Origin of the sequence: Kitasatospora sp. NPDC048545, assembly GCF_040651155.1 — a bacterium.
In the GTDB taxonomy this organism is placed as follows: Bacteria; Actinomycetota; Actinomycetes; order Streptomycetales; family Streptomycetaceae; genus Kitasatospora.
The window spans coordinates 15,987-37,703 of record NZ_JBEZIQ010000082.1 but is presented as its reverse complement, the minus strand read 5'-3'; the positions used below and the strand labels follow the sequence as shown (position 1 = coordinate 37,703).

The window sequence follows — 21,717 nt, the reverse complement described above, 5'->3', positions numbered from 1 at the left end:
TTTCGGATCCAGGTAAGCCATCCGGCCCAGGAACCTCCTTCCGAGTTCCTCCCAGCTGAGCCGGGGATACAAACAGAGCGCCTCGTGGCGCACAATGACCGTTCCACCACCCATCTGCGGGGCAGCACCTGGAACCCTTTCACTTTGGCGTCGCGGGGCACCGCCACGACCGTCGGGTTCTCGCGCTCGGACGCCCAGCCGACGAGGCCCGCATCGACCACGTTGACGTAACCGCCGTCGACCCAGACCAGTCCGACCTGCGGAAACAGGTTTCGGATGCCCGTGAGGACCGGCTTCGCGCCCGCCCGGTCCTGGGCGGAGGTCGAGTGCACGACCGCCCGCAGCACGAGCCCGCAGCTGTCCACCAACAGGTGTCGCTTGCGGCCCCGCACGCGCTTGCCGGCGTCGCCGCCGATCGCCTGGCCGCCCTGGCGGCTGCGAACGGACTGCGAGTCCAGCACGGCCGCCGAGGGCTGCGGGTCACGACCGTCCGCCGCTCGGATCCTGTCGCGCAGCGTGTCGTGGACCCGGTCCCAGGTGCCGTCCGCCGACCATGCGCGGAACCACCGGTAGGCCGCGTCCCACGGCGCCAGATCGTGCGGAACCACCCGCCATGCAAACCCGCTGACCAACACGTTCAACACGGTGTCCACGACCAGACGGTGGGGGAACTTCAACAAAGGGCCGCCACGGCGCCGATCCCGCGCCGGCGGCAGGGGCTCGATCACCGGCCAATTGAGCATCCGTCAACGACGAGTCGTAGAACGGCTTGCACGAACAGACGCACATGAAGGTGATCTTCGCGGGCCCCTCAACCGCGACTACCCGACACTTTCGAACCGCCCCGCGCGGTTGCGCCGCGCTCCGTACGACGACCTCGCCGGCGGGGGCGGCGCGGTCGGCGGGCGGGGGTCAGGCCGTTTCCGGCTGCTCCGCGGGGAGGGCGGCCCCGTCGCCGCAGTGGGCGGCCACGGTGTCGGCGAAGGCGCGGGAGAGGGGGCAGAGGTTGTCCCAGTCGCGGACGGCCCAGCCGGCGGTGAGGGGCGGCAGGTCGGGGAGCGGGAGCAGCCGCAGGCCGGGGTGGCCGGGGCCGCGCCACTGGGGGAGGGCGGGGACGACGGCGTGGCCGAGGCCCAGTTCGGCGAGCAGGATCGCGGTGTCCCAGTCGGCGACGCTGGTGTCGAACACCGGCCGGATGCCCGATCTCCCGAGCCAGGCGTCGAGTTGGGAGCGGGCGACCGAGTTCTGCGGCAGTCCGATGAGCCGGGCGTCCTGGAGGTCGGCGGGCTCGATGCGGGCCCTGGCGGCGAGCGGGTCACCGGCTGCCACGGCGAGGACCCACGGCAGGTCGACGACGGGTCGCCGGCCGATGCCCCTGACCGGGGTGCCGAGGGTGATCCAGGCGAGGTCGACCCGGCCGGCGGTGAGCGCCTCCAGGCAGCTGCGGCTGGACACCTCGGTCTGGAACTCCAGGCTGACCTGCGGGAAGCGTCGGCGGAAGGCCACCACGGCCCCGGACATGAAGTGCCGGATGCTGGTGGCGCCGGTGGTGATCCGGACGGATCCGCCCTCGCCGCGGGCGAGTTCGGCGATCCGGTGCAGCGCGTGGTCGATGCTGCCGAGACCGGTCGCGACGGCGGCCTGGAGCAGGTGGCCCGCCTTGGTCGGGACCACCCCGCGCGGGTGCCGCTCGATCAGGGAGAGGCCGAGCTCGCGTTCGAGCCGCTTCACGTGCTGGCTGACCGCGGACTGGGTGCAGTGGAGGTCACGGGCGACGGCGCTGAGCGAGCCGGCCCGGCAGACCGCGGTGAAGACACGGAGATCGTCGATGGTCACGGCCACCCAAGGTATCGCTTGGGGGTTTCCCAGCAAACCGGCGGATTGACTTGGGTGTTCGCCGGGCTCGATCATCGATTCCGGGCCCAGGGCGGCAACCCGCCCGCTGCCCCCGCGGCGTTCCGGACGCGGCGAGGGCAGCGGGTGGGTGTCGACCCGCACCGATGCACACCCGTACGGATCCGCAGAGTCGTCAATCGCAGAGTCGTCAATCGCAGAATCGCTGGTTCGAACCGCGTACGAGGCGCGGGAACACGAGGGGGAACGGAATGCGCTACACCGAGGGTCCGGGAACGGTCTGCGAGATCTTCGTCCAGGCACCGGTGGAACGGGTGTGGGAGCTGGTGACGGACATCGGACTGCCCGCCCGGCTCAGCCCGGAGCTCCACCGCGTCGCCTGGCTCGACGGCGCGGACGGCCCGGCGCCGGGCGCCCGCTTCGAGGGACACAACCACCGCACCGGCATGCCCGACTGGCGGACCGTCTCCGAGGTGACCGAGGTGACCGGGCTCACCGGCCCTCCCGGTCCGACCGGCTCGACAGGTTCGACAGGTTCGACAGGTTCCGCGGACCCCGCCGGTCCCCGGGCCTTCGCCTGGGCCGTGATGGACGCGGACGGCCGCTTCGGCGAGCCGGTGTCCGACGCGGCCGGTGCGCTGGCCCGCTGGCGCTTCGAGCTGACTCCCGAGGACGGCGGCACCCGGCTGCGCCAGTCGGTGGTGATCGGCCCGGGCCGCAGTGGCATGAGCGCCATCATCGAGGCCAAGCCGGAGGTCGAGGAGAAGATCATCGCCTTCCGGCTGGGCGAGCTGCGCACGGCCATGACGGCCACCCTCGAAGGCGTCAAGTCGCTGGCCGAGCAGGGGGAGTAGCGGGTCGGCGGGCGGACCCGGCGGACCCGGCGGACCTAGCCGGGTCCGCCCGAGCGGCCGCGCAGCATCTCGCCGCCCAGGAACGCGAGGTCGAGGGCCTGGCCGCGGTTGAGACGGGGGTCGCAGGCGGTCTCGTAGCGGGTGGGCAGCCGTTCGACGGTGACCGGGTCGCTGCCGCCGACGCACTCGGTGACGTCGGCGCCGGACAGCTCGATGTGGAGGCCGCCCGGGTGGGCACCCAGGGAGTGCTGGACCTCGAAGAAGCCGCGGACCTCGTCGACGATCGCCTCGACCTCGCGGGTCTTGCGCCCGTCCGGGGCGGTGACGGTGTTGCCGTGCACGGGGTCGCACACCCAGCCCACCCGGATCCCCTCGGCGCGGGACTTCTCCACCAGGGCGGGCAGCAGGTCCCGTACGCGCCTGGCGCCCATCCGGACCACGTAGGTCAGCCTGCCGGGCTCGCGGTCGGGGTCGAGCCGGTCGGCGTAGTCGAGGATCTCGTCCGGGGTGGCGGTGGGGCCGACCTTCACCGCCACCGGGTTGGCGATCCGGGAGCAGAACTCCACGTGGGGTCCGTCGAGCCGGCGGGTGCGCTCGCCGATCCAGAGGGCCCTCGAAGTCGGGGGCGCTGTCGAGCACGATCAGGACGGTGCTGCGCCAGTCCGGGCTGATCACCACCATGCGCAACCGCAACACGGTCCTGCACACCGTGACCCCGCTGGGGACGGCCCTGCTGGGCGTGCCCCAGCAGGCACAGCCCGCCGTGCCCGCGGGCACCGCGTGAACGCGGGGGTGCCGTACCGCCTCGGCCACGGCACCGACGGCTTCGCCAACCACCGCCTGGACGACGCACTGCGGACCATCGCGGACCTCGGCTACACCGCGGTGGCGCTCACCCTCGACCACGCCCACCAGGACCCGTACGCGCCGGGCCTGCCCGCCGGACGGGCCAGCGGACCGGTCCGGGCCGGTGGGGCCCGGACGGGCCCGGTGGGGACGGGTGGTCCGTGCGGGGGCGGTTCAGCCCGCCGTGCCGACCAGGGCCGCCGGGAGGTAGCCGGAGGTCGTGCCCAGCTCCCAGCCGTGCGCCTGGACGGCGAGCGCGGCGAGGGCGATCGGGACGACCGGGAGCAGGGTGCGGGGCCGGGCCGTGGAGGGCGTGCCGGTCCGGTGGCGGGCGAGGCGGGTGGCGAGCGCCTCCTCGAAGGCCTCCCGGTCGTCCTCCAGCAGGACCCGCAGCAGCATCTGGTCCTGACTCAGCCCGTCCGCCCACGCCGCGCCCGCGGCGTCCAGGGCCGCGGCGGCGGCCGCGCGCTCCCCGGCGTCCGGCTTGCGCAGCGGGACGGGCCCGGGGGCGACCCACGGCGAGCGCTCCGTCTCCACGATGTAGAGGTAGCGGCGGAGGGCGTCCATCCCGGCGAGGTCGGGCGGGCTGGAGACCGAGGTCCGGTCCGAGTGGGGCAGGTGCTCGCGTATCGCGGGCGCGTAGTCGTCGGCGAGCAGCGGGCCGAGCATCCGGTCGCGGTCCCGGAGCAGGCCGCTGATCACGCCCATCGCGAAGGCCTCCACCCAGGTCGCGGCCGTGGGTGCGAAGTCGATCGTGGCGCCGAAGGTGATGTCCTCGCTGTCCAGCGTCTCGCCGATGTACGGGAACGGGACGGTGAAGTCGCCCCGGGGGAAGCAGCCGAGCTGGAGCACGCCGAGCGAGCACTCGGCCGCCGTCCACAGGGCGGCGCGGGCGTCGGCACCGGCGAGCGCCGGGTCCTCCAGGGTGAGGGCGCCGAGGTGGTCGAGCAGTTCCTCGCCCATCGCGCGGACCGACCCGATGGTCAGGTCGTCCTCGATGTCGTACCAGTGGCGGCGGACCCGGCCGTTGACGTCCCCCAGGGCGTCCCGGATCCACTGCTGGGCCACCGTGTGGCACGCCACTTCCACCACTTGCTGCCGCCTCCCCGTCGGTGCCGCGGACAGGTGTTCCGCGATCTTGTGCTGACGGGGGGCACGCTAGCAGCGGCCACCGACAATGCGTGCAGCTCAGCGGGGACGGGCCGCGCTGGTCCCGCGGAGGTGGACCGGCGCGTCGTGGGCCGTGCCGGCGTACCCGTTCGGTCCTGGGTCCTGGGCCGGGTCCCGGCGAACGGCGCGGGACCGCAGGACAGGCCCCGACGTGGCCGTCGTGGGTGGAGAGCAGCACCCCGGACCAGCCGGTGCGGCGGCCTCGGCTGGTCCGGGGTGGAGTTCGCGAAGGCGGCGGACGCGCTACCCAGGCGAAGGAGCCGGCGAGCACCCCGATGGCTGCGGTGCGGAGCATCGTGCTCCTCGGTCGGGCACGTGCGGCGGGACCGGGCGTCCCCGCGTCCCCGTTCGGGGGTGGGGAGCGGGGCCGCCCGGTGTTCAGGCCGCAGGAACCGGGGACGGATCGGCGGTCGGTCGGTCCGTCAGAGGCAGTCGGCCCGGTGGGTGGGTCGCCCGTCCAGGACGGTGAGCAGGACGGGGAGGTCGGCCAGTTCGGTGGCCGGGGTGGTGCGCGGGTCGGTGGCCGTCACGGTGAGGTCGGCGCGGTGACCGACGACGAGCCGGCCCGCCGACTGCTCCTCGCCGGCCGCGTGGGCGGCGTTGACGGTCATCGCCCGCAGCGCCTCCAGGGCGGTGAGTGCCTGGCCGGGGTTGTGCGGGGGCTGGTCGAGGTCGCAGGTCGGGCGGCGGTGGCGGGCGCCGGCCATGACGCCCAGCGGCGGGTAGGGGGCGATCGGCCAGTCCGAGCCGAGGACGACGGTGGCCCCCGCGTCCCACAGGTCGCGGCAGCGCCAGGCACGGTCGGCCCGCTCGGTGCCGAGGCGGCGGGACCAGTGGTCGGTGTGGTCGGCCCGGGTGAAGTCGCAGCAGTGGGTGGGCTGCATGGAGGCGGTCACGCCCAGCTCGGCGAAGCGGCGGAGGCGACTGAGAACGGCAGGGAGATCGCACTCCCTGCCACTACCAAGCTACAGCGCACCCCGGGGCTTGCGGCAAGGCCCCGGGTGGAGCGCAGAATCGTTGGCCGAAAGGCTGTGACCTGCGGAAACGGGAGTCCTGAAATGCGCGTGTTGTTGACGACGTGGGGATCGCGCGGCGATGTCGAACCGCTGGCCGGACTGGCGGCGGCGCTGCAGGGGCTCGGCGTGGAGGTGAGGGTGTGCGCGCCGCCGGACCAGGAGTTCGTGGACCTGCTGGCCCGGATCGGAGTGCCGCTGGTGCCACTCGGTCCGGCGGTGCACTCGGTGGTCGCCGGCCCGAAGCCACCCACCGCGCAGGACGCGTTCCGGCTCGCCCCCGCGCTGGTCGACGCGCGGTTCGACGTGCTCGGAGCGGCGGCCGAGGGCTGCGACGCGATCCTGGCGACCGGACTGATGCCGGCCGGTGCGCGGGACGTCGCCGAGCACCTTGGGATCCCGTACGTCCTCGCCTGCTTCCACATCCTCGGACTGCCGTCGCGGCACTTCCGGCCCGGGGCGCGGCCGGGCACGCCGTCCCCGCAGGAGGAGACCGACCACCGGGTGCTGTGGGAGCAGGACGCCCAGCGGGTCAACGGGCTGTACGGCGAAGCGCTCAACCGCCACCGGTCGGTGCTCGGCCTGCGGCCGGTCGACAACGTCCGCGACCACGTCCTCACGGAGCGGCCGTGGGTGGCCGCGGACCCGACGCTCTGCCCCGCGCAGGGCATGACCGAACTCGACCCGGTGCAGACCGGCGCGTGGATCCTGCCCGACGACCGTCCGCTGCCGGCCGACCTGGAAGCCTTCCTGGACGCCGGTGACCCGCCCGTCTACGTGGGCTTCGGCAGCATGGCCGCGCACGCCCCGGAGGGCATCGCCCGGGTCGCGGTCGACGCGGGCCGCGCACTCGGCCGCCGGGTGCTCCTCGCCCGCGGCTGGGCCGGTCTGGCGGCCGTCGACGACGGGGACGACTGCCTGGTCGTCGGTGAGGTCAACCAGCAGGCGCTGTTCCGCCGGGCGGCCGCCGTCGTCCACCACGGTGGCGCGGGCACCACCACCGCGGCGGCCCTCGCCGGTGCGCCCCAGGTCGTCGTCCCCCGGATCGCGGACCAGCCGTACTGGGCCGCCCGCGTGGCCGCGATGGGCATCGGCGCCGCGCACCCCGACCCCGTGCCGACCGTCGACTCCCTGTCCGCCGCGCTCACCACGGCCCTGGCGCCCGAGACCCGCGCACGCGCGCGGGCCGTGGCCGGGACGATCCGCACCGACGGGGCGGAGGTGGCCGCGAAGCTGCTGTTCGAGGCCGTGGCCGACCGGGTCGGGACGCACGGGGCCGGGTGAGCCGAGGGCGGTGGGTGCGGCGAGGCCTGGCGAGCCGAGGGCGTCGGCTTCGGTGCGGCCGGGCGAACGGCCACCCGGGCCGGATGAGTTCGGCCCCCGCAAGGCCGTCCCTCCGAACGGCCCGGGTGGTGCGTCGGCCACGGGCGGCCCCGTTCCGGCAGCGTTCCGGCTACCGGGCTCCGGGCATCGGCCCGGTCCGTTAGGGTGCCCACCGGCGCGCCCGGCCACCGCAGGCCGGCGCGAGGGGAGGGCGGCATGACCGACGGTACGCGCGAGGGATCCCGGCAGGACGGCGACGGCATCCAGTGGCTCGCGGAGGTCGGCCTGCCTGGCACCGGCTCGCCGGGAACGGGCGGGCCCGACACGGACGGTGAGGTCGGCGGGGTCGTGTTCGCCCGGGGGATCCCGCCGGAGGAACTCGCCCGCCGCATGGGCGCCGACCCGGCCGCGGGGACCGCACCGATCAGCGGCACCGAGATCCGGACCCTGGACATCGACGTCTACCGCCCCGGCGACGACAGCGACGGCGTGATCCGGGTCGGGGAGTGCGGGGGCTGGTCGTTCGCCATCGAGTACGGCGACTCCACGGGCGGCGAACTGCTCACCGAGATAGCGCGCGACGGCGTCGAGGTGGTCCACTTCCGCCCCATGCCCGAGCAGCCGCCGGCACTTCTCGACTACGCCCGCGACGGCGCCGTGCTGTGCGGCTTCGGCCTCGGCGAGGAGCGCTGGCGCTGGGGCCAGGAGCCCGACCTGCTGGTGCCGGACCTCGTCGCCGCGAGCGTCCTGGAGACGGACGGCGTCACCCCGTCCGCCCCCGCGGGCGGAGGCGGCGCGGACGCCCGCCGCCGCACCCTCGGCGCCGTCGAGCGGCGCTTCGGACTGAGTCTGCCCCGGGCCGTCTTCGACGGGCTGCGCCTGCCCGCGTACGCCGTTCGCGGCACGCCGGGGATGCAGCCCGGGTGAGCCTCGGGTGCGCGCGGCGCGGGCGGTGACGGTCCTGGCGAGCGCCGCGAGCATCGCGAACCGGGCCGGCGCCGCGAACCGGGCTGCCGTTGCTCGACTCGCCCTCCGCGCCACGGGTTCCTGCGCCGGTGCGGGCGGGCGGCGGTAAGGGTGCCGCCGGGTGGGCCGGGTGAACCCTCACCCGGGTGGCCGGTGGCAGGGCTCGCGGCGCGCGCCCCCGGCCGGGGGCTTCCGGAAGGCAGCGCAGGATCCCGGCGCCTAGGGTCTGTGGTGCGTCGATCGGGCCGTGCGCCCGGCGCACGCCGTCCCGCCGCGCGCCGGGGTGACCGGCCGACCCGAGAGGTGGACCCACCCCATGCACACCGTCGTCCGGAGCGCCGGATCGCTCGGCCTGGCCGCGCTGCTGCTCACCGCCGCGGCCGGCTGCCAGGGCGACGGCTCGTCCGCCGCCGAGCCCGCGCCGACCTCCCCGGTCGCCGACACCTCCGCGAGCGCCACCGGACCGGCCGCCCAGAAGCTGGACTGGCATGCATGCGGCGCCCCCGCCGCCGCCCAGGGCGGCACCGGCACGGCTCCGGCCGCCGACTGGCAGTGCGCCACCCTCAAGGCCCCGTTGGACCACACCAAGCCGGACGGCAGGACGATCGACCTCGCGCTGATCCGCAGCAAGGCCAAGGACGAGCAGCACCGGATCGGCTCGCTGCTCTTCAACTTCGGCGGCCCCGGCGCCTCCGGCGTGGCCACCCTGCCAGCGCTCGCCCCGGCCTACGCCTCCCTCAACACCCGCTACGACCTGGTGAGTTTCGACCCGCGCGGGGTCGGCGCCAGTGCCGGGGTGACGTGCCTGGACGACAAGGCGACGGACGCCTCCGCGGCCGTCGACGGCACCCCGGAGACCCCGGCGGCGGTGAAGGCCCTGGACGACAGCAACGCGCAGTTCGTCGCCGCCTGCGAGCACAACTCGGCGGCGGTGCTGCCGTACGTGGACACCGAGAGCGCCGCCCGGGACATGGACCTGATGCGGCAGGTGCTGGGTGACCCGAAGCTCTCCTACTTCGGCATCAGCTACGGCACCCAGCTCGGCGGCGTGTACGCGCACCTGTTCCCGCAGGAGGTCGGCCGGATGGTGCTGGACTCGGTGGTAGACCCGACGAAGGACCCGCAGCAGTCCGCGCTCGGCCAGGCGCAGGGCTTCCAACTCGCCCTGGGCGACTTCATGAAGGCCTGTGCCGCCCAGCTCGGCGCCTCCTGCCCGACGGGTGCCGGCGGTGACGAGGGCACCGCGAAGGTCGTCGCGCTGGTGCAGAAGCTGGAGCAGTCACCGCTGCCCACGGAGGACGGGCGGCAGCTCACCGAGTCCCTGGGCGTCACCGGGATCGCCGCCGCCCTGTACAGCCAGGAGAGCTGGCCCGCGCTGGCCGCCGGCCTCACCGAGGCGATGGACCAGGGCACGGGCACCACGTTGCTGCAGCTCGCCGACGGGCTGAACGGGCGTGACGCGCAGGGGCGCTACAGCAACCTGAGCCCCGCGAACCGGGCGATCAGCTGCGTGGACGCGCGGCAGCGCTATTCCGACCAGGACGTCCAGCAGCAGCTGCCGTCCTTCCAGGCCGCCTCCCCGGTGTTCGGTGCCTTCACCGCCTGGGGACTGACGGGCTGCACCGGCTGGCCCGTCCCGGGCAAGGGCGACCACCCCGAGGTCGCCGCGCCGGGCGCCGCGCCGGTCCTGGTGGTCGGCACCACCGGCGACCCCGCGACCCCGGTGGAGGGCGCCCGTGCGATGGCGCAGCAGCTCGGCGCGGGCGTCGGCGTGACCGTCACCCTGCAGGGCGAGGGACACGGCGGCTACAACACCGGGAACCCCTGCCTGAAGCAGACCGTGGACGCGTACCTGCTGGACGGCACGGTGCCGCCGGACGGGACGACCTGCAGCTGAGAGCGGGCCGCCGGCCGGCGGCCGGAACCGGGCCGAACCGGCCCCGACCGGCCCGGAGCAGCCCAAAGTGGCCCAATGAAAGCAGTGTGGATTGGATCTGTTGAGTGGTCCACTTGGCCGCTAGGCTCGTCGACGTGATGAACAACCTGACGAACAGCCTGACGAACGACCTGGCGAACGACCCGACGAGCACCGCGACCACCGGCACCGCTCCCGGCGCCGGGACCACCGACACCGCGACCGGCGGCCTGCCGAAGGCCACCAAGGTCGACTTCTACTTCGACCCCGTCTGCCCGTTCGCCTGGATCACCTCCCGGTGGATCCTGGAGGTCGACCGCCAGCGCGAGCTGGACCTCACCTTCCGGGTGATGAGCCTGTCCGTCCTCAACGAGGGCCGCACCGACCTGCCCGAGCGCTACCAGCGACTGATGACCACCGGCTGGGGCCCCGTCCGGGTCTGCATCGCGGCCGCGGAGAAGCACGGCCAGCACGTGCTGCGCGACCTGTACACCGAGCTCGGCACTCGCCTGCACGACCAGGACCGGCCCGCCGACGACGCGGTCATCCGCGAGGCTCTGGTCGCGGCCGGGCTGCCCGAGGAACTGGCCGACGCGGCGAACAGCACCGAGTACGACATCGCGCTGCGCAAGAGCCACCACGAGGGCATGGACCCGGTCGGCGAGGAGGTCGGCACCCCGACCATCCACGTGGACGGCGTCGCCTTCTTCGGCCCGGTGCTGACCGCGATACCGCGCGGGGAGGACGCCGTCCGGGTGTTCGAGGGCGTCCGGCTGCTGTCCGGGTACCCGAAGTTCTTCGAGCTCAAGCGGACCCGGACGGGCTCGCTCGACTTCTCCTGACCCGCCGGGGACCGCGGTCCCGGCGCCCCCGGCGGGGGTGGGCGCGGGGGACCGGAGCGGTACCGCCGGCCTTAGGACTCCCGTCCGGGCGCCGAGCGTCCGACCATGGAGGCGGAGGCTCGATGGCCCCCGAGAGGCGGTGAGCGTGGATGATCGCACGAATCCGGTTGGGTACTGCCCGGCACGCCGCGACACCTTCCGGTTCCGGGCCGGGCTCCGGACCGCCCGCCGGGCCGGGGCCGGCGCCGGACCGGGCGTCGCGCCCCGGTCCTTCGGCGAAGCGCGATCCCGGCCGGAGCCCCGGTTGGAACACCCCCCGGGGTCCGGGCCGCGACCCCACCCGAGGTCCTGGCCGCGGCCCCGACCAGGGCCCCGGGGGCCCGCCCAAGCCCCCGCCGCCCTCGTGGCGCCGCTGGCTGCTGCCCGTCGCCGTCCTGGCGACGCTGCTCCTGCTGGTGCTGTTCTCCAACCCCGGCACGCCCGGCAACCGCTACGCCTACACCGACTTCGTGAACCGGGTCGACACCGGCCAGGTGCAGACGGTGAACGTCAGCGACACCGGTGCGGTCAGCGGCACGCTCAAGGACGGCACCCGCTTCACCAGCCAGATCCCCACCGCGCTGGACACCTCCCAGCTCAGCCGGGCACTCGGCGACCAGCACGTCACCGTCACCGGCACCCGCTCCGCCGGCGGCAGCTCGCTCTGGTCCACGCTGCTGCTGTTCCTGCCGCTGCTGCTCTTCGGCGGACTCTTCCTCTGGTCGGGCCGGATGGCCGCGAAGTCGCTGGGCGGCGGGCTGAGCGCCATCGGCCGCTCCCGGGCGAAGATCATCGAGGCCGAGCGGCCGGCCACCGGGTTCGCCGACGTCGCCGGGTACGAAGGGGTGAAGCAGGAGGTCAGCGAGGTGGTCGACTTCCTGCGCAGTCCGGAGCGCTACGCCGCCGCGGGCGCCAAGGGGCCGCGCGGGGTGATCATGGTGGGGCCGCCCGGCACCGGCAAGACCCTGCTGGCCCGGGCCGTCGCGGGAGAGGCCGAGGTGCCGTTCCTGTCCGTGACCGGCTCCGGCTTCGTGGAGATGTTCGTCGGCGTCGGCGCATCCCGGGTCCGTGACCTCTTCGACGAGGCCCGCAAGCGCGCCCCGTCGATCGTGTTCATCGACGAGATCGACGCCGTCGGCGCCCGCCGGGCGGGCGGCACCCGGGTCGGCGGCAACGACGAGCGCGAGCAGACCCTGAACCAGCTGCTCGCCGAGATGGACGGCTTCGACCAGAGCACCGGCATCGTCGTCATCGCCGCCACCAACCGGCCCGACGCCCTCGACCCGGCGCTGCTGCGCCCCGGTCGCTTCGACCGGCAGGTCACCGTACCGCTGCCCAACCAGGCCGAACGGTCGGCCATCCTGGCCGTGCACACCCGGGGCAAGACCCTCGCCCCGGACGCCGACCTGGACCGGATCGCCCGCGGCACCCCCGGCTTCTCCGGCGCCGACCTCGCCAACCTGGTCAACGAGGCCGCCATCAACGCCGTGCGTGCCGAGCGGGCCACCCTCACCGCCGACGACCTCGACGCCGCCCGCGACCGGGTGCTGCTCGGCCGCCGGGAGTCCTCCAACGCCCTGCTGCCCGAGGAGCGGCACGCCGTCGCCGTGCACGAGTCCGGGCACGCCCTGATGGCCGCGCTGTGCGAGCACGCCGACCCGGTCGCCAAGGTGACCATCCTCCCGGCCGGTGTCTCCCTCGGCGCCACCGAGCAGCTGCCCGAGGCGGAGCGGCACCTCTACAGCGAGGGCTACCTGACCGATCTGCTCACCGTCCAGCTCGGTGGACGGGCGGCCGAGCTGGTGGTCTTCGGCGAAGGGTCCACGGGCGCCGCCAACGACCTCGCCAACGCCACCTCGGTCGCCACCCGGATGGTCCGCGAGTTCGGCCTCTCCCCGGAACTCGGCCCGGTCGGCTACTCCAGCGGCAGCCCGCACTACCTCGGCGACAGCCCCGAGGACCTGCTGCGCCGCCCGTACTCCGAGCGGACCCAGCGCGCCGTGGACGAGGCGGTCGCGGACCTGCTGCGGAAGGCCGAGCGCCGGGCCCTCGGGCTGCTGACCGAACACCGGCACCACCTGGACGAGTTGGCGAGGCTGCTGGTCGCCCGGGAGACGGTGGACGGCGGCCTGGTCCTCGACATCCTGACGCACCCGAAGGGGCCGGAGGCGGCGGAGGGGCCGGAGCGTCCGGAACGCTCCGAGGGCCCCGAGGGTCCCGAGCGGCCGGAGCGGTCCGGGCCGTCGGACGCGCCGGTGCCCACGGCGCCCCCGGTGTCGCTGGAGAAGCCCCGCCCGCCGGACTTCCGGGACCCTACGGGGTAGGCGGCCGCTCGAAGAAGGTCTCCAGCACGACGGTCGCCTGCGTCCCGTTCACGCCGTCGATCGCGTAGAGGCGCCGCAGCACGTCCTGGAGCTGTTCGGTGGTCGTCGTCCGCACCTTGACCAGCACCGAGGCGTTGCCCGCGATGATGTGCGCCTCCTCTATCTCGGGGATCGCGGCGAACGCCTGTGCCGAGTCGCCCATCCAGGCGGAGGAGTCCACCATCACGAAGGAGAGCACACCGAGCCCGAGGCTCTTCGGGTCCACCTCCACCGTGGTGCGGCGGACCACGCCGCGTTCCCGGAGTTTGCGCACCCGCTCGTGCGCCGCCGCCGTGGACAGCCCCACGGCCTTGCCCAGCGCCGCGTACGCCTGCCCGGCGTCCCGTTGCAGCAGGGCGAGCAGCGCGCGGTCGGTGTCGTCGAGGTGATCGGTGGTGGCCATGGTGGGACCATACCGCGTTCTGACATACTCCAGGTCGTCGGAACGACATTCGGCCAACTGCGACATGAGGTGAATGATGTCTGGCACCATCGAGTTCGGACTGTACGAGATCCTGGACGACCGGTTCCGCCGGTGCGCCAACGGCGACGTCCGGCTGGAGAAGCTGTACGGCGACTGCCGCTGGGCCGAGGGGCCGCTCTACCTGCCCGCCTGGCGCCAGGTGATCTGGAGCGACATCCCCAACGACCGCCTGCTGCGCTGGGACGAGGCCACCGGCACGGTCGGCGTCTTCCGCTCCCCGGCCGGGCACCCCAACGGCAACACCCTCGACCGCGAGGGCCGGCTGATCAGCTGCGAACAGGGCAACCGCCGGGTCACCCGCACCGAGCACGACGGCCGGATCACCGTCCTCGCCGACCGGTTCCAGGGAAAGCGGCTCAACTCGCCCAACGACGCGGTGGTCCGCTCGGACGGCGCGATCTGGTTCTCCGACCCGGACTTCGGCATCACCACCGACTACGAGGGCCACCGCGCCGAATCCGAGATAGGCGCCCGCAACGTCTACCGGATCGACCCGGACACCGGCGAGGTGCGAATCGCCGCGGACGGCTTCGAAGGCCCCAACGGGCTGGTCCTCTCCCTCGACGAGCGGCAGCTCTACGTCAACGACAGCAGGGCCGGACACATCCGCGTCTTCGACATCCAGGACGACGGCACCCTCGCCGGCGACCGGATCTTCGTCAAGGGCGTCGGCGCCCGCTTCGACAACATCCGCTTCGACCTCGACGGACGGCTCTGGGCGGCGGCCTTCGGTGACGGAGTCCACTGCTACGCCCCCGACGGCACCCTCATCGGCCGTATCCTCGTCCCCGAACCCGTCTCGAACCTCACCTTCGGCGGCTCGAAGAACAACCGCCTGTTCATCACCGCCACCACCTCGCTGTACTCGCTGGTGACGACGATGACGGGACCGTTCCGCGTCACCAGCCCCGAGGAGTCCGAATGACCGAACCCCTGGCCGTCCAGCGGGAGATCGCCCGCGCCCTCGACGTGGCACCCGTCCCCGACCCGGGGCAGGAGGCCGTCCGCCGGGTGGCCTTCCTGGCCGACCGGGCACGGGCCGCCGGCGCGCGCACCCTCGTCCTCGGGATCAGCGGCGGCGTCGACTCCACCACCGCCGGACGGCTGTGCCGGCTCGCCGTCGACCGGCTGCGCGCCGAAGGGTACGAGGCGGCGTTCTGTGCGATGCGGCTGCCCTACGGGGTGCAGGCGGACGAGGACGACGCCCGGCGGGCGGTCGCCTTCATCGAACCGGACGAACTGCTCACCGTCGACGTCAAGCCCGCGACCGACGCCGCCCTGGACGCCCTGCTCGCCGCCGGCCTGACCTTCGCCGACCACGCCCACGAGGACTTCGTCCGGGGCAACGTCAAGGCCCGCCAGCGGATGGTGGTCCAGTACGCGGCGGCGGGCGCCAACGGCGGACTGGTCGTCGGGACCGACCACGCGGCGGAGGCGGCCGTCGGCTTCTTCACCAAGTACGGTGACGGGGCCGCCGACGTGATGCCGCTGTCGGGGCTGACGAAGCGTCAAGTGCGCTCGATCGCCGAGGCGTTGGGGGCTCCCGCCGAGCTGGTCAAGAAGACCCCGACCGCGGACCTGGAGAACCTCGCCCCCGGCCGCCCCGACGAGGACGCGCTCGGCGTCACCTACGACGCTCTGGACGACTTCCTGGAGGGCCGCCCGGTCGGCGAGGAGGTCTTCGCGACCGTCCTCGGCCACTACCGCCGCACCGAGCACAAGCGCGGCCTGCCCATCGTCCCGGGCCGGCCGTGACGGCGGACCGCGACGGCCGCGCGGCGGCGGACCGCAACGGCGGCACGGTGACGGACCGCGACGGCGGCACGGCGGGGGCCCGGAGCGGGCGGGAGGCCGGGGCCGTCGTCGGTGCCGCCGTGGGCGACGCCCTCGGCGCGCCCTACGAGTTCGGCCCGGCCGGCGCCTTCTCGGCCCGTTTCCCCGACACCCCCGGCGAGCCGGTCGCGGGTGGCGGATGGGCGCGCGGCGAGGCCACCGACGACACCCAGATGGCCGTCCTGGTCGCCGAATCCCTGGTCGAGCGGGGAGGGTTGGACCTCCCCGACATCTTCGACCGGTTCCGTCGCTGGGCCGCCGCCGACCCCAAGGACATCGGCATCCAGACCGAGTCCGTCCTCACCAGCGGACTGCCCTGGGACCTCGCGGCCGCCGTCCACTTCAACACCACCCTGCGCGCCGCCGGCAACGGCGCCCTGATGCGCGCCTCGACCTCCGCGGTCGCCTTCGCCCGCGCCGGACGGCAGGCGACCATGGACGCCGGGCGCCGCATCGCCGCCCTCACCCACGGGGACCGTGCCGCCTGGGAGGGCACGGCGATCTTCCACGAGCTGGTCCGCCTCGCCCTCGACGGCGCCGACCCGCTCGACGGCATCGCCGAGGTCCTGGCCCACGTCGACCCCGACAGCCGCGCGCGCTACGCCACCGTCCTGGCCCCCGACTGGCATCCCGACCGGGCCACCGAGCCCAACGGCGCCGTCTGGCCCTGCCTGGGCTCGGCGGTCTGGGCGCTGCGCACCACCGACGGGTTCGAGCCCGCCCTCCGCGCCGCGATCGACCTCGGCGGCGACACCGACACCGTCGCCGCCGTCACGGGTGGGCTGGCCGGGGCGCGGTACGGCCTGGATGCCGTCCCGCGGCGCTGGACCGAGCCGTTGCACCTGACGCTGCCCGGGTTCGGCGGGCGGGTTCGGCGGACTCCGGAACTGCTCGACCTGGCCGGTCGGTTGGCGTCGTTCGGCTGACGGTCCGGGGGCCCTCCCGGAAGGAGGACAGCAGCCATCCGTCGGCCGTCGCCGCCAGGCCGCGCAGGACCGCGGCGAGGACCGCGTCGGACGTCTCCCGGCCCTTCCCCTTGATGTCCGTCGATGTCCTTGCGCCCGTCCCCCCGGTGCCGACCCGATCACGTGCCTCGCTACGGTACCGGGGAGGCGGTCGGGACCCGAGGGGCGGGAGTGCCCGGAAACCGACCGCGTGGATCGACGTGTGAGGGGGACGAAGTGACGGGGGAACAGCTTGCGGTGGTGTCCGGCGGCGGCACCGGGATCGGCCGGGCGATCGCGGCCCGGCTGGCCGGGGACGGGTACCGGGTGGTGGTCGTCGGGCGCCGGGCGGCCGTGCTGGAGCAGGCCAAGGAGGAGATCGAGTGGACGGTGGGCCCGGGCCGGGTCGTCCCGGTGGTCGCCGACCTGACCGACCCGGAGGCGGTCGGCGCGGCGGCTGACAGGATCGCCGAACTCGGCCCGGTGGACGCGCTGGTGAACAACGCGGGGGCGATCATCACCCCGCCCGAGGACGACGGCCTGGCCGCCCTGGCCCGGTCCTGGCGGCACGACCTGGACACCAACCTGCTCACCGCCGTGCTGCTGACCACCGCCCTGCAGGGCGCGTTGCGCCGGCCCGGCGGGCGGCTGGTGGTGATCAGCTCGGCGGCGGCCCAACGCGGCGGCGCGGGCCCGCACTCGGCCGGCTCCTACGCCGCCGCGAAGGCCGCCCTGCACGGCTGGGCCTTCGGTCTGGCCCGGCAGTTGGGGCCGGACGGGATCACGGTCAACGTGCTCGCGCCCGGTTACATCGAGGAGACCGAGATCTTCGGCGCGGGGTGGAGCGAGGACTTCCACGCCCGGAAGGTCGCCGACACCCTGGTCGGCCGGGCCGGCACCCCCGCCGACGTGGCCGACGCGGTCGGCTACCTGGTCTCCCCGGCCGCGGGGTACGTGACCGGGCAGGTCATCGGCGTCAACGGCGGTGCGGTGCTCGGACGCTGACCGTCCCTGACCGCCGTCGGCGCCGGCCGCCGCTGCCGGCGGACAGGACAGGACGGGCCGGGACGGCGGGGACGGGCTGGGGCGGTGCCGGGCGCCGGCGCGTTCATCGATCGTCAACCGGGCGACCCTACGGTGGGTCCGACCACGAACCGCAGTGCCGACCCCAGGAGCCCCCGCTGTCCAGGATCATCACCACCGCCCTGCCCGCCCACGGCCACACCGGTCCGCTGCTGGCCGTCTCCGCCGACCTCGCCGCCCGGGGGCACGAGGTGGTGTTCCTCGGGGGTGCCCGGTTCGCCGTGGCGGCGGAGCGGGCGGGGGTGCGCTTCGTCGCGCTGCCCGCCGGGGCGGACTTCGATGACCGTGACCTCGACGCGAGCTTCCCCGGCCGGTCGAGCCTGCCGCCCGGTCCGGAGCGGCTCGCCTTCGACGCGCGGCACGTGTTCCTCGACCCGATACCCGTCCAGTACCGGGCCCTGCTCGCGCTGCTGGCGGACTTCCCGGCGGACGCCGTGATCGCGGACGCCTTCCTGCAGGGCGCGCTGGCGCTGGCGCTGGCCCGGCCGCGGCCGGAGCGTCCGGCCCTGATCGGCATCGGGGTCACCCCGTCGATGCTGCCGAGCGTGGACACCGCGCCCTTCGGGCCCGGGCTGCCGCCGCTGCCGGGGGAGGAGGGCAGGGCCCGCAACCGGGCCCTGCGGGAGGAGGCGGACCGGCGCGGCGAGCCGCTGCGCCGGCACGCCGAGAAGGTGTACGCGGAACTGGGCGTCCGGCTGCCGGAGGGCCCGCGCGGGCTGGCCGCGGTGACCGTGCCGGACCACTTCCTGCAGCTGACCGTGCCGGGCTTCGAGTATCCGCGCGGCGACGCGCCGGCCGGCTACCGGCTGATCGGCGCGCTCCCGGGCCCGGTCGGGAGCGAGCAGCCGCTGCCGCCGTGGTGGGACGAGGTGACCGGCGGGCGGCCGGTCGTCGTGGTGACCCAGGGGACACTGGCCAACACCGACCTCGGGGAGCTGGTCGCCCCGACCGTCACCGCCCTGGCGGGGCGGGACGTGCTGGTGGTGGCCGCCACCGGACGCCCGGACGGGCCGCGGGCGCTCGCCGAGCGGCTCGGCGGCCTGCCCGGCAACGTGCGGGCCGTCGACCATGTCCCGTTCGAGCGACTGCTGCCGCACACCGACGTGCTGGTCACCAACGGCGGTTACGGCGGGGTGCAGACCGCGCTGCGGTACGGGGTGCCACTGGTCGTGGCCGGGGCGAGCGAGGACAAGCCGGAGGTGGCGGCCCGGGTCCAGTGGTCGGGCGTGGGGCTCGACCTGCGGACGGGCCGCCCGGCGCCGGACGAGGTCGGCCGTGCGGTCGACGGGGTGCTCGGCGAGGGCCGGTTCCGCGAGCGGGCCCGCGCGCTGGGTGCGGAGTTCGCCGAGTACCGGCCGTTCGACACCATCGCCGAGCTGGTGGAGTCGCTCGGGCGCTGAGCCGCGCCGGCGAGGGGGCCGGGTGACCCCGCCGACGGACCGGCGGCGGGTACGAAGCCGGCGCGCCGACGGACCGGGCGCGCGGACGGACCGGGCGCGCGGACGAAACGATTCGTCAGTCCCCGTCGGCGTCGGCCTCGGGCGTCGGCGCGCCGCCGGCCCTGCTGATGCCGAGCTTGACCTCGGCGGCGGTCCAGTCGGTGGCGATCGCCTGCTGGGCGGCGGCGAGGGTGACCTGGCCCTTGCAGATCGCGGTGTGCAGGTGGGTCTCCACCGAGTCCTTGGGGTTGTTCGGACCCTTCCCCGGGACGTGGCCGGGGGAGGGCGGCTGGATCCAGAGGTTGCGCGCGTCGTTGGGGTCGCCGCCGAGCTGCAGGCTGATCAGGTGATCGTACTCGGCGTCGCCCATCGGGCCGGTGTAGCCGTAGGACTTGGCGTTCTCGGCCTTCTCCTTGCCGGTGAGGTTCGCCGGCGGGCGGATGGCCGACGTGTAGCCGCCCGTCTTGCAGATGGTGTCCTTGAGGTTGTCCTGGCTGACCGCCGGGCTGATCGCACCCGGCGTGCAGTTCGGGTCGGGCAGCGGCTGCTTGTCCGCGGTGTAGCGGTAGTGACAGCTGCCGGGTGCGGGTTGCGGCTGGACCTCGTAGGAGCTCTTCGGGCCGGGGCCGGTCACGATCGCGGCCGGGGCGGCGTCGCCGGCCGCGGGCGCGGAGCTGCGGCCGGCGGACCCCTTGGCGGTGTGGCCGCCGCCGGGCGAGCAGCCGGCGGCTGCGGCGAGCAGGACGGCCGCGGCCACGGCCAGGGCGCGGCGGGCGGGAGCCGGCACGGGTTCCTCCATCGGGGTGTGCGTGAGCTGCGGTCACCCGGATGGCGGGGACCGCGCCAGCGGACACTACCGTGTCGACAGGGCCGAACGGGTGACGCCACGTCCGGGCGGAGGAAGCCTTTGCCGGGCGCGCGGAACCGTTTCCGCACTGCACCCGCGTTCCCCCGCCCGCCCGTGCCCGGTCGTCCGTACCCGCCCGGTCGCCGTCCCGGGCCGCGCCCGGCCGTCCCAGGCCGCTAGTGCGCGGCGATCCAGTCCGTGACCAGCTCGTCCAGCACCCCCAGCGGCAGGCTGCCGTGACCGATCAGCTGGTGGTGGAACTCCCGGACGTCGAACCGGGCGCCGAGCGCGGCCTGTGCCCGCTCCCGGTGCCGGACGAGCTCCCGACGGCCGATCAGGTAGGCCGTGGCCTGGCCGGGCCAGGCGATGTAGCGGTCGATCTCGTTGCGGATGTTGGCCTCGGTGGTCGCGGTGTTGTCCCGCATGAAGGCCATCGCCCGCTCCCGGGACCAGCCGTCGTGGTGCATCCCGGTGTCCACCACCAGCCGCACCGCCCGCAGCGCGTCCAGCGAGAGCATGCCGAAGCGGGACAGGTCCGAGCCGTACAGCCCCATCTCGTCCGCGAGCCGCTCGGTGTACAGGCCCCAGCCCTCGACGTGGGCGGTCAGCTGGCCGCTCGGCTTCTGCCGGAACAGCGGCAGGTGGTGCAGGGTCTGCGCGACGGCGAGCTGCAGGTGGTGGCCGGGCACGCTCTCGTGGAAGGCGATCGCCTCGTACTCGTAGCTGAACCTGGTCTCCGGGCGGAGCGTGTTGATCCAGTGGGTGCCGGGCAGCCCGCCCGGGCCCGGCGGCTGGTAGTAGGCCAGTGGCGCGGTCTCCGCCTCGATCGGGTCGACTTCCCGGGTCACGCAGTCGGCGATCGGGTACGGGCGGAACCAGTCCGCCGAGGCCCGGCGGGCCCGCTCCAGGGCGCCGTCCACCAGTGCGATCATCTCGGCCGCGCTGCCGAAGCGCAGCGAGCGGTCCTCGCGCAGCGCGGTCAGCACACCCGCCGGGTCGGTGGTGCCGAGCACCTTGCCGCCCAGCTCGGCGAACTCCTCGCGCAGCGCCGCGACCGCCTCCAGGCCGGTCCGGTGGATCTCCTCCGGGGTGAGCCCGGGCCGGGTGAAGCGGGCGACGGCGTCGGCGTAGCCCTCGGTGCCGCCCGGCACGTGGCAGACGCCGGCCTGCTCGTCGGGCCGGGCGCCCGGTGCCAGCCGATCGGCCAGTCCGGCCCGGTAGCAAGCGATCGCCGGGCGGACGGCGTCGCGCACGATCGCCAGGGCGCGCTCGTACTCCGGGCGGCCCCGCAACGGGCGCAGCAGGGAGTCCTCGTCGGGGGCGCTCGCCAGGTGGGCGTCCAGCTGGCTGACGGCGGCGTCCACCCCGCTGCGCAGCGGGTGGCGGCCCTCGGCGGCGGCCTCCATGGCGGTGCCCAGGGAGGCGGCGAAGTACTCGGGAAGGCCGGCGAGCCGTTCCAGGTAGGCGTCGGCACCCTCGTGGTCGACGGAGGCCATGGCGATCGAGGTGATGGCCTCGTTGTGCGGGGCGACGATGGCCGCCGAGATGCTGAACTCGGCCAGCCCGTGGGTGAGCCGGCCGATCCCGTTGTCGATCAGCCGGGCGAGGACCCGGTGGGTGGTGCGGTCCTCGGCGTCCAGGCCGTCCAGCGGGATCGCGGCGAGCCGGGTGCCGAAGCCCCGCAGGGCCTCGCGGTGGTGCAGGGCGGCGGCCCGGGACGGGTCGGGCAGCAGGTGCGCGTAGCCCTCGACGCCGCTGAGGGTCGCGTCGAACGGGTTGTGGGTGTTCTCGGCGGCGAAGTACTCGTCGGCCAGTGCGGCGAGTCCGGCGTGCGGTGGCTGCTCGATCATGGGTCCCCCTGGTCGGTGCGGTCGGTGCGGTCGGGGGCGCCCCCGTGGCTGC

17 protein-coding genes and 4 pseudogenes are annotated in these 21,717 nt (G+C 74.7%); 13 read left to right on the top strand and 8 right to left on the bottom strand.

Annotation, left to right across the window (positions count from 1 at the left end; all coding sequences use genetic code 11):
• Positions 1-95: 95 nt before the first annotated feature.
• A pseudogene (locus tag AB0D10_RS42450) lies at positions 96-789 on the bottom strand (IS5 family transposase); the annotation flags it as partial.
• 123 nt (positions 790-912) lie between these two features.
• Positions 913-1,836: a LysR family transcriptional regulator gene (locus AB0D10_RS42445; protein WP_360267185.1), complete on the bottom strand. Its 924-nt coding sequence runs from the start codon at positions 1,834-1,836 to the stop codon at positions 913-915.
• Between the two features lie 269 nt (positions 1,837-2,105).
• Here AB0D10_RS42445 and AB0D10_RS42440 point away from each other — a divergent pair, with 269 nt between their 5' ends.
• On the top strand, positions 2,106-2,708 hold the full coding sequence (locus AB0D10_RS42440; RefSeq protein WP_360267182.1) for an SRPBCC family protein: 603 nt from the start codon (positions 2,106-2,108) through the stop codon (positions 2,706-2,708).
• 35 nt (positions 2,709-2,743) lie between these two features.
• Here AB0D10_RS42440 and AB0D10_RS42435 read toward each other — a convergent pair.
• Positions 2,744-3,316 (bottom strand): annotated as a pseudogene (locus tag AB0D10_RS42435) (3-deoxy-7-phosphoheptulonate synthase); the annotation flags it as partial.
• A gap of 41 nt (positions 3,317-3,357) precedes the next feature.
• Between AB0D10_RS42435 and AB0D10_RS42430 the strand changes: the two are divergent.
• Positions 3,358-3,492, top strand: a complete 135-nt coding sequence (locus AB0D10_RS42430; protein ID WP_360267179.1) for a hypothetical protein — start codon at positions 3,358-3,360, stop codon at positions 3,490-3,492.
• Between the two features lie 8 nt (positions 3,493-3,500).
• Positions 3,501-3,647: pseudogene (locus AB0D10_RS42425) on the top strand (sugar phosphate isomerase/epimerase); the annotation flags it as partial.
• Positions 3,648-3,728: 81 nt separating this feature from the next.
• Here AB0D10_RS42425 and AB0D10_RS42420 read toward each other — a convergent pair.
• Together AB0D10_RS42420 and AB0D10_RS42415 are read right to left on the bottom strand one after the other, a co-directional pair.
• Positions 3,729-4,646, bottom strand: coding sequence for an immunity 49 family protein (locus tag AB0D10_RS42420; protein WP_360267177.1), 918 nt, complete (start codon positions 4,644-4,646; stop codon positions 3,729-3,731).
• A gap of 500 nt (positions 4,647-5,146) precedes the next feature.
• Positions 5,147-5,644, bottom strand: a pseudogene (locus AB0D10_RS42415) (amidohydrolase family protein); the annotation flags it as partial.
• A 138-nt stretch (positions 5,645-5,782) separates the two neighbouring features.
• Here AB0D10_RS42415 and AB0D10_RS42410 point away from each other — a divergent pair.
• From AB0D10_RS42410 to ftsH, 5 genes are all read left to right on the top strand, one after another.
• Positions 5,783-7,021, top strand: a complete 1,239-nt coding sequence (locus AB0D10_RS42410; RefSeq protein WP_360267174.1) for a glycosyltransferase — start codon at positions 5,783-5,785, stop codon at positions 7,019-7,021.
• 255 nt (positions 7,022-7,276) lie between these two features.
• A complete protein-coding gene (locus tag AB0D10_RS42405; protein ID WP_360267172.1) occupies positions 7,277-7,987 on the top strand; it encodes a DUF6461 domain-containing protein in 711 nt (236 codons plus the stop codon).
• Positions 7,988-8,342: 355 nt separating this feature from the next.
• Entirely contained in the window at positions 8,343-9,923 is a 1,581-nt protein-coding gene (locus tag AB0D10_RS42400) for an alpha/beta hydrolase (protein WP_360267170.1), read from the top strand.
• Between the two features lie 146 nt (positions 9,924-10,069).
• Positions 10,070-10,783 (top strand): disulfide bond formation protein DsbA, encoded by a 714-nt coding sequence (locus AB0D10_RS42395; protein WP_360267200.1) that lies wholly within the window; start codon positions 10,070-10,072, stop codon positions 10,781-10,783.
• Positions 10,784-10,932: 149 nt separating this feature from the next.
• The gene (gene ftsH / locus AB0D10_RS42390; protein WP_360267167.1) at positions 10,933-13,146 is read left to right on the top strand and encodes an ATP-dependent zinc metalloprotease FtsH; all 2,214 of its coding nucleotides are present in this window, start codon (positions 10,933-10,935) and stop codon (positions 13,144-13,146) included.
• Here the strand turns inward: ftsH and AB0D10_RS42385 are convergent.
• Entirely contained in the window at positions 13,136-13,588 is a 453-nt protein-coding gene (locus AB0D10_RS42385) for an Lrp/AsnC family transcriptional regulator (protein WP_360267164.1), read from the bottom strand. The genes ftsH and AB0D10_RS42385 overlap by 11 nt on opposite strands.
• A gap of 76 nt (positions 13,589-13,664) precedes the next feature.
• On the opposite strand from AB0D10_RS42385, the gene AB0D10_RS42380 reads away from it, so the two are divergent.
• The 5 genes from AB0D10_RS42380 (at position 13,665) to AB0D10_RS42360 (ending at position 18,929) form a co-directional block, all read left to right on the top strand.
• Positions 13,665-14,594: an SMP-30/gluconolactonase/LRE family protein gene (locus AB0D10_RS42380; RefSeq protein WP_360267197.1), complete on the top strand. Its 930-nt coding sequence runs from the start codon at positions 13,665-13,667 to the stop codon at positions 14,592-14,594.
• Positions 14,591-15,424, top strand: a complete 834-nt coding sequence (gene nadE / locus AB0D10_RS42375; protein WP_360267161.1) for an ammonia-dependent NAD(+) synthetase — start codon at positions 14,591-14,593, stop codon at positions 15,422-15,424. Before AB0D10_RS42380 ends, nadE begins: the two co-directional genes overlap by 4 nt.
• A gap of 47 nt (positions 15,425-15,471) precedes the next feature.
• Complete coding sequence (locus AB0D10_RS42370) at positions 15,472-16,428, top strand: ADP-ribosylglycohydrolase family protein (protein WP_360267194.1); 957 nt, start codon at positions 15,472-15,474, stop codon at positions 16,426-16,428.
• Between the two features lie 255 nt (positions 16,429-16,683).
• Complete coding sequence (locus tag AB0D10_RS42365; RefSeq protein WP_360267158.1) at positions 16,684-17,451, top strand: SDR family oxidoreductase; 768 nt, start codon at positions 16,684-16,686, stop codon at positions 17,449-17,451.
• Positions 17,452-17,720: 269 nt separating this feature from the next.
• Complete coding sequence (locus AB0D10_RS42360) at positions 17,721-18,929, top strand: nucleotide disphospho-sugar-binding domain-containing protein (RefSeq protein ID WP_360267156.1); 1,209 nt, start codon at positions 17,721-17,723, stop codon at positions 18,927-18,929.
• Between the two features lie 115 nt (positions 18,930-19,044).
• On the opposite strand, the gene AB0D10_RS42355 is transcribed toward AB0D10_RS42360, so the two are convergent.
• Both AB0D10_RS42355 and AB0D10_RS42350 read right to left on the bottom strand, forming a co-directional pair.
• Positions 19,045-19,755, bottom strand: a complete 711-nt coding sequence (locus tag AB0D10_RS42355; RefSeq protein WP_360267153.1) for a hypothetical protein — start codon at positions 19,753-19,755, stop codon at positions 19,045-19,047.
• A 236-nt stretch (positions 19,756-19,991) separates the two neighbouring features.
• Entirely contained in the window at positions 19,992-21,665 is a 1,674-nt protein-coding gene (locus tag AB0D10_RS42350) for a DUF885 domain-containing protein (RefSeq protein WP_360267151.1), read from the bottom strand.
• Positions 21,666-21,717 lie beyond the last annotated feature (52 nt).